The sequence below is a fragment of the Stenotrophomonas maltophilia genome (assembly GCF_047782825.1).
Classification (GTDB): Bacteria; Pseudomonadota; Gammaproteobacteria; order Xanthomonadales; family Xanthomonadaceae; genus Stenotrophomonas.
Genome location: NZ_CP180589.1, coordinates 832,371 through 844,924 on the forward strand (window position 1 = coordinate 832,371; position 12,554 = coordinate 844,924).

Sequence of the window (12,554 nt, forward strand, 5' to 3'; positions counted from 1 at the left end):
AGAGAGAACCACCGCCTGCATGCAGCGGGGCCGGGTGGGGGTCAGGTGGCGACCACCACCAGCGACAACTGCTCGGCCACCAGCGCCACCTCACCGCTGGGCAGCAGCTCCACGGTCTTGCGCTGGGTCAGCAGCCATTGCCCGGGCTGGCGCGGCTCCAATGACACCAGCTGCGACCGCACCCGTATGTCCGAACCACTCGGCACCGGCGCCAGGAAGCGCACCTTGTTCAAGCCGTAGTTCAGGACATGGGCAATGCCGGGAAAGCCGGTCAGGGCGGCCACGTCTTCCTCCACCGTCATCGAGAGCAGCAGGAAGCCATGGGCGATGGTCTGCCCACCGGGCAGCTGGGCCTGCGCCCGCGTTGGATCGACGTGGATCCAGTTGTGGTCACCGGTTGCAGCGGCAAAGGCATCAATACGTGACTGTTCGATGCGGGTGGCCAGGCCCAGCCGCTCCTGCGAAGCCCACAGGTGCAGCGGTTGCAGCGCGGCGGGCAGCGTGGCCGGGTCGGTGGCGCTCAACGCACCCGCTCCAGCAGGCCCAGGATCGCATCACGCGCCTCCGGCTCGGACAGCATGGGCGCATGGCCCACGTCGGGCACTTCCACCAGGCGTGCGCTATCCGCGGTTGCGACCATCTGCCGTGCGACGTCAGCCGGCAAGATGTCCGACAGTGCGCCGCGCACCACCAGCACCGGCACCCGCGCGGTCAGCCCGCGCACCGCCCGCCACAGTACCGGCCGCAGCAGCCATAGCACCCACGGCCGGGTGGTGCGGATCACCGCCGGGTCGTAGTCCAGCTCCATCAGCCCATCACTGCGCTGGCGGAAGGTGCGCTGGGCCATCGCCCGCCAGTCATCCAAGGTGTAGCGCGGGAAAGCCGCCTTGCCGATGGTGCCCATGTACGCGGCGGCCGCCTCCAGGTCCATCGGCGGTACGGGCTTGCCGGCGTACTGGCCGATCCGCGCCAGCGCCTCGCGTGGCACCTTGGGGCCGGCATCGTTCAACACCGCAGCGGCCACCAGGCCTGGCGTCCGCGCGGCGAGGGTGATGGTCACCAGCACGCCCAGCGATGTCCCCACGAATACGGCCCTGGCAATGTTCTGCGAACGCAGCAGCGCCACCATGTCATCGGCATAGGTGCGTGCGTTGTAGCTGGACGGGTCGTGCGCGCGTTCGGAACCGGCCCGCCCGCGCAGATCGACCGCAATCACCCGCCAGCCCACATCGGTCAGGGGCTGCGCCAGTGCATCGAAGTCGGCTGCGTTGCGGGTCAGGCCGGGAATGCAGACCACCGTGCCGCGGGGTGTCTGCCCCACGGCCGGTGCATGGTCGCGCGCGTGCAGGCGCAGGCCATCATCACTGTTCCAGTACAGATCGTCGTAAGACTGCGTCATGCAGAAGCTTCCTAGAAATCGTAACGGACGCTGAGACTATATTGGCGCGGCGGGCCATAGAAGCCGATCAGCGTGCCGACCGCCGGAATGTTGTAGCCGGTGGTGCGGTATTCCTTGTCGGTCAGGTTGGTGCCCTGCATCGAGAACGTCCAGGCATCATCCAGCCGCCAGATCACCCCTGCATTGACCAGCCCATAGCCATCCTGGCGGATCACCGGGCTCAGGTCGGTGGTCGGCCACACTTCGCTCTGGTAGCTGTAGGTCACCCGCGCCGACAGGTTGCCACCGTTGGCCAGATCGGTGCGGTATTCCACGTTCAAGGCCCCGGAAAAATCCGGTGCGTTGGTGAACTTCATCTGCCGTGCCACGTTCACGCCGCGGTCCATGTACTCATCGTACTTGGCATCCAGCCAGGCCAGGTTGCCGGAGATCAGCCAGTGCTGGCTGGGCAGGTACTGGTATTCCACTTCCAGGCCGTTCACCGTGCCCTTGCCGGCGTTGGTGAAATCCCCGAAGAAGGAATCATCGATGCCATCGCCGTTGGTATCGATGCCGGTGAACACCGACAGCTGGATATCCTTGTACTTGTTGTGGAACGCCGACAGGTTCAGGAACAGGCGCTGGTCGAAGAAGGCCATCTTGCTGCCGATCTCGAAGCTGTCCACGGTTTCATCATCGAAGGGCTCGGCCGAGCGGGGCACCGCCACCGCATTGGCGCGGATGTTGTAACCACCGGATTTGAAGCCACGCGTGGCCAGGCCGTAGACCATGATGTCCGGGGTAATCTGGTAATCCAGCGACACCTTGGGCGAGACGTTGCTGAAGTTGGTCTTCTTGTCGAAATCTGCGGTCACGGCCACCGGGCGGCTGAAGCCGGGATCAGCATACAGCCGGTTCAGCACGATGGCGCGCTTGTCTTCGTCGGTATAGCGCGCGCCCAGGTCCAGCTTCAGCTTGCTGGTCAGGTCGAAGGTCCAGTCGGCATACAGGGCGATGCTGTCGGTCAGCACCTTGCCCTGGTTGTCGGCGAACTGCGCGCTGAAGTAATTGTTCTGGATCTGCCCGCCGGCCTCGCCGCTGAACTGGTACAGGCCCACCACGCCGCGTGCACGGCCGCCGGCATCGTAGTTCAGCTGCAGCTCGTTGCTGATCTGGTTGTCGTTGTAGGTGCCGCTCACATCGGCCAGCTTCACCGGCGTGGTATCGAAATCGACGTTGCCCTGGCTGTCCGATTCGCGCTTGGCCACGACGTATTTCAGCGCGAAATCTTCATTGGGCCGCCAGTTCACCGTGGCCGACGCGCCCTTGCTTTCCACGTTGTTGAGGTTGCGCATGCCCGAGCGGATGTCATAGCGGCTGTCCATCGGCTGATAGGCGGGCAGGAACGGATTGGGCGCCAGCATCTTCGAGCCGCGCATGCCGGATCTGTCATCGATCCAGTCCAGCGCGAACTGCACGTCGAAGTCGTCTCCCGCGTACGCGCCCAGGTTCAGGCGTGCCGCGTTGATCTGCTTGTCGCTGACCGGCTGGCCGTTGATCGTGTTTTCGCCGAAGCCATCATTGTTCATGCTGGCCACTGCCACCCGGGCACGCAGGCCACTGTCGGCACCGCCAATGGGGCCGCCGATGGCCGCCTTGGCGTCCAGCTGGCTGTAGTTGCCAACGGTGATCTGGGCGAAGCCTTCGGTCTGGGTGGGCAGACCACGCGAGATGTACTTGATCGCGCCGCCGATGGTGTTCTTGCCGTACAGCGTACCCTGCGGGCCGCGCAGCACCTCGATGCGCGAGACATCGAACACATCCAGCAGGGCGCCCTGCGGCCGCGCGATGTAGACATCATCCAGGTAGATGCCCACGCCCGGGTCGGAACCCCAGGTGGGATCGGACTGGCCGACGCCACGGATATAGGCGGTGACCGTGCTGCTGGCGCCGCGCGCCGCATAGATGGTCATGTTGGGAACCTGCGGGCCCAGCGCGCTGAGGTCCTGGACGTTCATCTTGTCCAGCGCTTCGGAAGTGAACGCGGTGACCGCTACCGGCACTTCCTGCAGGGTCTCCTCGCGCTTGCGCGCGGTCACCACGATGCTGTCCAGGTTGGTGGCCGAAGCGTTCCTGCCTGCCGGCGATGCGGCCTGCGGCGCTTCCTGTGCCAGTACCGGTCCGGCCGCCAGCAGCGCGCCGATCATCAGGCTCAAACAGTTCCGTTGCATTCGCTCCTCCCCCAAGGCATGTCCATTGCAGATGGCCCAATGCCACCCATGCAGGCAAGGCTAGCGGCACCGCACGCCCCTCGCGAGTGGACCTAGGTCCAGTCGGCAGGGGGGCGCAGATGCGGATACTGGGCCCATCCCCACAGGAACGCGCCAGCAGGCGCCGCTACCCGGTACCACTTCATCCACGACTCACGCATGAGGATCTGGGCATGAACTCTGGAATCGATTCGATCAAGGCATTGCTGCTGGGGCTCTGCACCTGGCTGGCGACGGCGGCCAGCTCCGCTGCCGCCGATGTTCCTGGCCATTGGGATGTGGGCCTGTACGGCAACGTGTTCGGCGCTCGCGAATACCAGGTGTGGGTGCCGGCCAACTACCAGGCCAGCCAGCCACTGCCGGTGCTGCTGGTGCTGCATGGCTGCGTGACCGGCCCGAACCTGATGGGCGAGGCGTCCGGCTTCAACGACGTGGCCGATACCGAAGGCTTCATCGTGGTCTACCCACGCCAGAACGTCACCGCCAACCCGGCGCGCTGCTGGAACTGGCAGCTGCCGATCAACCAGGCCCGTGGCAGCGGCGAAGCGTCGATCCTGGCCAGCATCGTCGACCAGGTGAAATCCAGCTATGCGGTGGATCCGCACCGGGTCTACGTCACCGGCATTTCCGCAGGCGGTGCGATGACCTCCATCATGCTGGCCTGCTATTCGGATGTGTTCGCCGCCGGTGCCATCCACTCCGGCGGCATGTACAAGGGCGCGACCACGGTATCCGGCAGCGCTTATGCCCTGCTGGCGGGCAGCATCTATTCGCCGGACAGCAACGGGCGCCTGGCCTGGCAGTGCTCGGGTTCGCCGTCGCCGCGGCCGATCCCGGTGCTGGTCTTCCATGGAACGGCCGACAGTACCGTCAACCCGGTCAACGGCCAGCAGGCCGTGCGTCAGTTCCTGCAGACCAACGACCTGGCAGACGATGGGCAGGACAATGATTCGGTGAAGTACGTGCCCACCAGCACCTACCACGGCCAGGTGCCAGGTGGCCGTGCCTACACCGTGGATACCTATACCTACGGTGGACGCACGCTGGCCCAGCATTACGTAGTGCAGGGCATGGGCCACGCCTGGAGCGGCAGCCAGTCCGGCCTGCCGTTCACCGACCCCAAAGGCCCCGACGCCACCCTGATCACCTGGCTGTTCCTCAAGGACAACCAGCGCTAGGGCACACCCCGGCCGGCGCGGGGACCGACTCCCGCGCCGGCCGTAGCGTCGAGCTTGCTCGACTGCACCCCCTCGCATCCCCAGTAGAGTCGAGCTTGCTCGACTGCACCCCCAACCCCCGTGCTAGCCTCCCTCCCCAGGGAAAGGGACAACCTGACAGGGGAAGGGTATGGACATCCGCACCGGCGCACTCGCCGCGCTGCTCGCATTCGCGTTACCGGCCACCGCGCAGATCCAATCGGCCACCGGCCCGAAGAAAGCCCCGTTGCCGCCGGCACCGAAGGCGGCCCACAACTCGATGTCCAAAAGCACCACGCCCTTCAACTGCCAGGAGCTGGCCTGGCCGAACCACCCACCCCCCGGCATGAAGGCCTACTGCGAAGGCGTCGAGGCCCGCACGTTGTCCGACGAAGCGCACAGGGCAGGGCGCCCGGGACCTTCGGAAAGCGTGGTCAACCTGCCATCGCTTGGCTCGGCGGCGGCCAAGCGTACCGGCCTTGCCTGTGTGGGCGGCCAAGCCATGCGCAGGTTGAGCAACGGCTGGGAGCAGGTGCATTCGCCTGCCGGCGGCTGGCAGCGCTGCCGGGAGCAGTAACGTGGCACGGCAATGGATGCCCGCAACCCTCGTCGTGCTGGCCGTGTTGTGGCCTGCCCATGCAACGGCCCATCCCGGTGGCCTGGACAAGCAGGGCTGCCACACCAACCGGAAGACCGGCGACTACCACTGCCACCGCGGTGCGCCGGCCGCCATGCGCAGTGCACCTGCGCCACGCAACAGTTTCAGCCCCGCGCCCGTGCGCAGGACGGGCGCCTTTGCCAACTGCGCCGAGGCACGTGCCGCCGGCGCGGCGCCTGTGCGGCGGGGCGAACCCGGCTATGGACCGCATCTGGATCGCGACAACGATGGGGTAGGGTGCGAGCCCTATCGCGGGCGTCGCTGACATGGCATCGGGAACCAGACGATGAAGATCTCCTTCACCGGCGTTATCAGCTGGGAATCCAGGGTCGGCAGGATCTCAGGCCATTACACCGCCAACGCCGCGGCCTTCGCGCCGCGATTCTATGGCGCCGAGGTCAGCAGCGTCTCCCTGCTGCTCATGTGTGTCGAGCCATCACCGGACTTCCAGCGAAGGGTCCGGTTCCGGCGCAAGGATGCAGAGTCCTATACCGACATCCTGCTGGATCTGGCTGCCGTGGTACCTCTGACCATGAAGCAGAAGATGCGCTACGTCTCCCAGCAAGTGATGGAGCAGCTGTCAGAACAGCTCAACAAGCGGAGGTTCAAGGACTTCGACCATCTGCGCTTCCTTCAGGATCTGCAGGAATGGCTGGAGGAAATCGAAAGTCGCTACGACGGCCAGACAACCGGAGCCTGGCGCTATGCGTCGGGCGAGTGAGAGCATCGACAAGGAGCAAGCGTGGACAGCAGCGACTTCGTAACGGCAATCGAAAAGCACGTACGTGACTGCGCGGTCGAAGGGACGCTCGCGCAACTGCGCAGACCCTCTGGGCGCAGGGTTCCTGAAGATCTGGCCGCGCGCTCGGAGTGGTTCAATGGCCTGTCAGACGCAGATGCACAGCGGGTGCAGGCGGTCATCCATGACGCAGCCCACTCGGCCGTATTCGGTCTGCTGGCCGTCCTCGACGGCGCCCGCGTCATCGACGATACGCGCGGGCACTTTGAATTGTTCCATGTAGCCGAAGGCAGGGTGCTGATCAATCCGCCGGACCTGGATCTGCACGACCTCCTTGCCCGCATCACGTAGAGGGGGGCGCGCTCGAATGCGTGACCCTCAAGTTCTGGCGCTCCTTGCCGATACGCAGCGTGACGATCCGTCCAGGGAGCTTCACCGACATGCAAGTCATCTTGATCCTGATCGTGGTGATCATCGGCCTATCGCTGCTGGCGGGCCTGCTCTACCTTGCCTTCAAGGGCATCCGGTTCCTGGGCAAGGCCGTGCTGATGGTAGTGGCCGGAATTCCTGCGCTCGCAGGCAAGGGCAGCCACGCCATCTCACGCGGCATCGGCCTCAGTGGGTGCGCAGACCCCGCATTGTCTGTTGCCGCACTGCTGTCAGCGGTGGCTCTGGCATTGACCGGGCACTACCTCCAGTGCGCCGCGGCGGGCGTGATCGCAGTGCTGGCCATCAGCGTTGCGGTGGTTCGCCAGAGCTCCAGCCGCAGCACGCGGCGCCTGCCATGGCAGGACGTGTTGCGCGGCCAACGCATTCGCTATGACCAGGCTTCGCACGTTGCGTTCTGGCTCGCCACGTTGAGCATCGGCCTTGCACTGGCAGCCAACACGCTTGACCCGACCAACCTCTGGCTGCACGGCGCATCGGTTGCCTTCTGCCTGGCGACGATCTTCGCGCAGTTGTTCACCATGGCCCGTTACAGCCAGCTGTCGGCATTGGCAAACCAACTGGAAGGCGAGGTCCGCAGCCGGGACGCGACCCCGCTGGAGGGCCTGATCGCTCGGATGAGCGGGAAGTACACGACGCTCGGGGCCGAGCTGCCCCGCATGGTCCGCCAGCACGTGGCATTCGCCACGCTGCATGGTCGCCTGGTGGAAGTCGAACTCAACGGCCGCCGATTGCTGTTCTGTGCCATCAAGTACCAGGCGCGTAGCCTTGCGATGGAGGGGGCGTTCATTGAAGGCGTGCGCTACCCGGAGCCTGCGCTGCAGCGCCTCGTCAAGCAGCATCTTGGGCTGGAACATGGTGATGGCCTTGACCTGATATCCCACCACCTGCGTCTGGGCGAGCTGCATCAGTTCGCCGACGGCAAGGCGTTCGTTCCCCACATGAGCAGCGAGCACCTGCAGCGCTGCACCAGCTGCGGATCTGCACGCTGGCTGGAACGACCTGCAGCAAACGATGACGGAGCGGACTGGTTCTGCAGCCGGATTTGCGAACAGACAGACCGCGCCTGTCTGGACATCCATCGGCAGGAGCCGGCCACGTTCGTCAACGATGCCATCGTCAACGGGTTCACCCTGATGGGCGGCACTGACGCATGGGTGGCCAACCACAAGCTTTTTGCTGCGGGCGGGCAGGGCCACGGCCATGCGGCGGAGGCTGCCAACACCTATCTGGACAGGCTCCGCGGCCGCATCGCCAGGGTGGTTGGCCACGATAACGCGAAGAACGGTGCCGATCGCTCCGTCAATGGCGAGCTGCTGCAGACCAAGTACTGCCGGAGTGCAGGCAAGAGCGTCAACCAGGCATTCGACAGCAAGAACTCGGGCAACTACCGCTACTACAACGCAGATGGCACGCCCATGAAGCTGGAGGTTCCAGCCGACCAGTACCCTGCCGCAGTGAAGGCGATGGAGCGGAAGATCCGCGATGGCAAGGTGCCCGGCGTGGATGATCCGGCTGCAGCCAAGGATCTGGTGAGCAAAGGCGGGGTCACCTATGAGCAGGCCAGGAACATCGTCCGGTTCGGCCGGCTGGAAGGGCTGGCCTTTGACGTCGTTGATGGTGCCGTCGTGGGCATCAGTGCGGCATCGGTGAGCTTCTGCCTGAGCGCGGCGATGATTTACCTGCGCAATGGCGATGGCAAGGCCGCGCTGCAGGCCGCTGGCTGGCAAGCCGCAAGAGTGGGCGCAACCACTACGGTGTCCTATGTGGCCGTGCAGCAGCTGCACCGTGCAGCACCGGTGCAGGCGCTGCTGAAGACCATCGATGTGAGCGGTTTTCCACCCACCCTCCATGAAATGCTGGCCAAGGGCATGGGTGTGAAGAAGTCTGCATTGAACCGCGCCCTCGGAGGCGTTGCAGTGTCGTCCGTGGTGGCGATCGGCATCGCCTCCGCGCCGGACATGTATCGAATGATGCGCAGGGAAATTACCCCGGCCCAGCTCAAGCGTACCGTCGTCACCGCCACGGCAGGCACAGCGGGGGCCTTCGTGGGCTCTGTCATCGGTGGTGCCGTAGGCGCTCCCGCCGGCCCGCTGGGTTTGTTCATCGGGCGCGCGGGCGGGGGCATCCTGGGGGGCATGGCGGGCACCTTCACCGCGGACTGGTTCTTCGCCGAACAGCGCGAGCGGGAGCAGGCACTGGCCAATGACCGCTTCCGGGCCCACCTGTCCTACATGGCGCTCACCTTCGCGCTGACCGAAACCGAGCTGCAGGTAACGCTGCGCAACTTCATGCGCCTGTCCAACAAACATACGCAGCAGCGCATCCTGTCGGGCGACTACGAAGGGCGAGCGTACCTGAACTCCGTGCTCAAGCCGCTGGTGGTTGGCGTTGTGAAGCAGCGCGACACCTTGAAGCTGGACGCGCCGACGAGCGAGCCCGCGTTGGCGAACGAGTCGGTTGCAACGACACCGGGCCGACCCGTCGCCGCCTAGGGCAAAGGGGGGCAGCCACAACGTCGGCGCCTGTCGACTACGCCACAACCGCGCCAGAAATTCGACACTATTTGGCCGCAGCGAAGCCTTTGCTACCCTTCACGCGGGGCGCCCACATGCGCCTCGTATCCCACGGGACGCAACGGCACATGCCAAACAGAGCAGCACGCAGATGGCAGGGCCTGCCGAAGTTCCATGAGGCGCCCCGCCGCAGGAAGATCCGCACCATCCTGTCGCTGGCCGGGGTGTCGTGCATCTTCCTGGGCCTGGCATGGACCCTGTGCTACCTGTACTTCGACCGCGCCGAGCTGGCCGCCCCCTTCGTCGGGGTGATGATCATCGGCATCGTGGCAGCACTCAGCAGCCGGCGTGCGGACGGCACCTCGCTGTTGATCGTGGCCCATGGCGTGTTCGTGTCGGTCTGCGCGATCGCCATCATCGATGCCCCCATCGCCTGGGTGCCGCGCTCGGCCCACCTGTTCCTGCTGCCGCTGGCCGCCGGCGCGGCCTTCACCTTCGATGCGCGCGAGCGCTATGGCTCACTGGCGTTCCCGCTGGCCTGCCTGGCCGCCTTTGCGGCCTTTGCCATTGGCGCGCTGGACTTCCTGGCGCCGGGCACATCGCCGCCCCTGGAGGTAAGGGTATGGGGCGCGCGCACCAACACAACGCTGTCAATGATGCTGCTGGCGGCGATCTTCGCCATCTACCGCGTGGACATCGGCAACCGGCTGCGGCTGGAGCGCGAACTGGGGCGTGCGGTTCGCAGCGGCGAAATCGAAGTGCACTACCAGCCGCAGGTACGCAGCAGTGGCGAAATCACCGGGGTGGAAGCGCTGGCGCGCTGGCGCAGGCCGTCCGGCCAGCTGCTGGCACCGGATGCGTTCATCGCACAGGCAGAGGAGAGTGGTGCCATCCGCGATATCGGGCTTGAGGTGCTGCGGCAGGCGTGTGAGCTGCTCGCCCATTGGTCCAGCAGGCCGGAAACCCGCGAACTGCGCGTGGCGGTGAACATCAGCCCGATCCAGTTGCTGGACCCTGGCTTCGTGGCCGCAGTGACTGCCGTCATCCAGGATTCGCAGGTAGATCCGCGCCTGATCGAACTGGAACTGACCGAGTCCGCACTGTCGGCAGAGACCGACGCGACGATCGAGAAGATGAAAGCGCTTGAGTCGCTGGGCCTGACCTGGGCGCTGGATGACTTCGGCACGGGCTTTTCGGGGTTGTCCACGCTGCGCACGCTGCCCGTGCGCAAGCTGAAGATCGACCGCAACTTCGTCGATGCGGCCACCAGCCAGGAGCGCGCGCAGCGCCTGCTGGGCAAGATCGTGGAAATTTCCCAGGTTATGGGCATGAGCGCGTTGGCCGAAGGCGTGGAAACCACCGCACAGTGGGAACTGCTGGTGGGCCTGGGGTGCGATCACTTCCAGGGCTATCTGTTCGCCCGGCCGATGCCGCGGGCCGCGCTGGAACACTGGCTGGCCACCCGTTCCACGCCGGGCCGCGCCTGAAGCGCCGGGGTAGAGTCGAGCTTGCTCGACTACCCTGCAGCCCAACCAGTACCCCATTTGCAGGTAAAGTCAGCCGATCCGCACGACTTCCACCCACCCAAGCGAACACCATGAAACGACTGGCTGCCCTGCTGCTCCTCCCAGTCCTTCTGCTTTCCGGTGCGATCAGCGCTGCACCCACCGCGTCGCAGAGCGTACACGCACAACGACTTGATGCCTTTCTCGACCAGGTGGAGGAGGGCAACGCGGGCATCGGCAGCGTGTCCATCTTCCTGGGGGGCCAGGAAGTCTATGCCCGCAGCTTCGGCCAGAAGCAACTGGCCGGCGTCAGCTACAACGCAGATACCAAGTATCAGATCGCGTCAGTGACCAAGATGGTCACTGCCATCCTTGCATTCAAAATGATTGAAGAAGGGCGGCTGAAGCTGGATGACACGCTGTCCGGCTTCTTCCCGGATATGCCGTCAGCAGAGGCGATCACCGTTGGCAATCTGCTTGCGCACACCAGTGGCCTGGGGAACTTCGCCATCAAGGATGGCGCGGTCTGGGTGGTGGACAAGGTCAGCGAGCCCGCGATTCTTGATGAAATCAGGAAGCAGGGCGTCTCCTTCGCGCCGGGCCAGGACACGGCCTATTCCAATTCGGCCTACCTGCTGCTGAGGATGATACTGGAGAGGGCATCGGGCCGTTCCTACGCAGACATGGTGGCGCACGACGTTGCCACCCCGCTGGGGCTCAGGAATTTGGTGTCAGCCGGTGCTGCCCAGCCCAACACCTTTCTTTCCTATGCGTATGCGGGGAAGTGGTCTGCCATCAAGGAGATCGACTACTCCAACGTGGTCGGGGTCGGCGATATCGCCGGCACGCCCCATGACCTGAATCTGCTCATCACCGGCCTTTTCCAGCATCGGCTTCTGAGTCGGGAATCCCTGCAGCAGATGCTTCCTGCAGCCGGCAACGGCTGGGGCAAGGGCCTGGCAGCCTTTCCCTTTGGGCAACGCCGCTTCCTGGGGCATGGCGGTGATGTGCTGGGCTCGCATTCTCGGGTCATCTACAACCCGAAGGATGGGACGGCCATTGCCTACTCGACCAATGGCGAGCGCATTCCAACCGATGAGTTCCTCGCCACGATCGTAGGCATCGTGTACGGCGAGGACACTGCCTTTCCTGTGCCGAAGTAGGCGAGGGCACACTTGCTGGGCGCAGGAACTCCCTGACCCGACCCATCCATCAACCGCGGGCGCCGCCCCCCAGGCGTGCCTGCTGCAGCGTCGCACTCACCGCCTCCTGCAGTTGCGGAATATGAAAGGGCTTGGCCACAAGGCGCGCCCGCTGGTGGCGGGCCGGAACGACCTGCGCGTACACGGCCGATGCGAACAGGTAGGGTACACCCAGATCCGCCAGGCGGTCGGCCACTGGGAACACCACGCCGTCCCGCAACTCGATATCCAGAATGGCCGCGTCGAACTGCCCGTCCTTCAGCAGGCTCATCGCCTCGAAAACACTGTAGGCATGGGTGACTTCGTTGCCCTGGTCAACCAGCGCCTGTTCCACCAGATCGGCCAGGTCGAACTGGTCCTCCACCAACAACAGGGCGCTTCCCTTGCCCGTCCCGCATTCATTGCCGTGCATGTAGTCCACTGTTCCGTTTTGCTGCGTTGCACACACTTTCCACCTGCGGCCATCAAAATGGCGGGTGGCTGCCGTGTGCACGGCGCGAAGGGCGGAAGACACTTCTGTGCGGCGGCACGCCCCTGAATCGCCGCGCGGCCGTCGCTCGGGGGGTAGGGCGGGTCAAAGCGCACGCCGTGTTGCTGACACCTGTCACTTGTCCGGGCCGGCGCCGGCGCCAATAGTGGGCGC

Annotated in this window: 12 protein-coding genes; 8 read left to right on the plus strand and 4 right to left on the minus strand. The window is 65.1% G+C overall.

All coding sequences use genetic code 11. The features are described 5' to 3' along the window. Positions 1–41 precede the first annotated feature (41 nt). The 3 genes from ACM2ZB_RS03825 to ACM2ZB_RS03835 are packed head-to-tail and all read right to left on the minus strand — an operon-like array spanning position 42 to position 3,585. Positions 42–524: a MaoC family dehydratase gene (locus ACM2ZB_RS03825; protein WP_416057511.1), complete on the minus strand. Its 483-nt coding sequence runs from the start codon at positions 522–524 to the stop codon at positions 42–44. After that, positions 521–1,399, minus strand: coding sequence for an alpha/beta fold hydrolase (locus ACM2ZB_RS03830; protein ID WP_416057512.1), 879 nt, complete (start codon positions 1,397–1,399; stop codon positions 521–523). Before ACM2ZB_RS03830 ends, ACM2ZB_RS03825 begins: the two co-directional genes overlap by 4 nt. An 11-nt stretch (positions 1,400–1,410) precedes the next feature. Beyond that, positions 1,411–3,585 (minus strand): TonB-dependent receptor, encoded by a 2,175-nt coding sequence (locus ACM2ZB_RS03835; protein ID WP_416058615.1) that lies wholly within the window; start codon positions 3,583–3,585, stop codon positions 1,411–1,413. Between the two features lie 236 nt (positions 3,586–3,821). On the opposite strand from ACM2ZB_RS03835, the gene ACM2ZB_RS03840 reads away from it, so the two are divergent. From ACM2ZB_RS03840 to ACM2ZB_RS03875, 8 genes are all read left to right on the plus strand, one after another. Next, positions 3,822–4,826: an alpha/beta hydrolase family esterase gene (locus tag ACM2ZB_RS03840; RefSeq protein WP_416057513.1), complete on the plus strand. Its 1,005-nt coding sequence runs from the start codon at positions 3,822–3,824 to the stop codon at positions 4,824–4,826. 169 nt (positions 4,827–4,995) lie between these two features. Continuing rightward, positions 4,996–5,421, plus strand: a complete 426-nt coding sequence (locus ACM2ZB_RS03845) for a hypothetical protein (RefSeq protein WP_416057514.1) — start codon at positions 4,996–4,998, stop codon at positions 5,419–5,421. A gap of 16 nt (positions 5,422–5,437) precedes the next feature. After that, positions 5,438–5,767, plus strand: coding sequence for an excalibur calcium-binding domain-containing protein (locus ACM2ZB_RS03850; RefSeq protein WP_416057515.1), 330 nt, complete (start codon positions 5,438–5,440; stop codon positions 5,765–5,767). A 21-nt stretch (positions 5,768–5,788) separates the two neighbouring features. Next, positions 5,789–6,223: a hypothetical protein gene (locus ACM2ZB_RS03855; protein WP_416057516.1), complete on the plus strand. Its 435-nt coding sequence runs from the start codon at positions 5,789–5,791 to the stop codon at positions 6,221–6,223. A gap of 21 nt (positions 6,224–6,244) precedes the next feature. Then, positions 6,245–6,592 (plus strand): hypothetical protein, encoded by a 348-nt coding sequence (locus ACM2ZB_RS03860; RefSeq protein WP_416057517.1) that lies wholly within the window; start codon positions 6,245–6,247, stop codon positions 6,590–6,592. A 20-nt stretch (positions 6,593–6,612) separates the two neighbouring features. Then, positions 6,613–9,183 (plus strand): hypothetical protein, encoded by a 2,571-nt coding sequence (locus tag ACM2ZB_RS03865; protein ID WP_416057518.1) that lies wholly within the window; start codon positions 6,613–6,615, stop codon positions 9,181–9,183. 149 nt (positions 9,184–9,332) lie between these two features. After that, positions 9,333–10,691 (plus strand): putative bifunctional diguanylate cyclase/phosphodiesterase, encoded by a 1,359-nt coding sequence (locus ACM2ZB_RS03870; RefSeq protein ID WP_416057519.1) that lies wholly within the window; start codon positions 9,333–9,335, stop codon positions 10,689–10,691. Between the two features lie 110 nt (positions 10,692–10,801). Next, a complete protein-coding gene (locus tag ACM2ZB_RS03875; protein WP_416057520.1) occupies positions 10,802–11,872 on the plus strand; it encodes a serine hydrolase domain-containing protein in 1,071 nt (356 codons plus the stop codon). A gap of 49 nt (positions 11,873–11,921) precedes the next feature. Here the strand turns inward: ACM2ZB_RS03875 and ACM2ZB_RS03880 are convergent, their stop codons facing one another. Next, positions 11,922–12,323 (minus strand): response regulator, encoded by a 402-nt coding sequence (locus tag ACM2ZB_RS03880; protein ID WP_416057521.1) that lies wholly within the window; start codon positions 12,321–12,323, stop codon positions 11,922–11,924. Positions 12,324–12,554 lie beyond the last annotated feature (231 nt).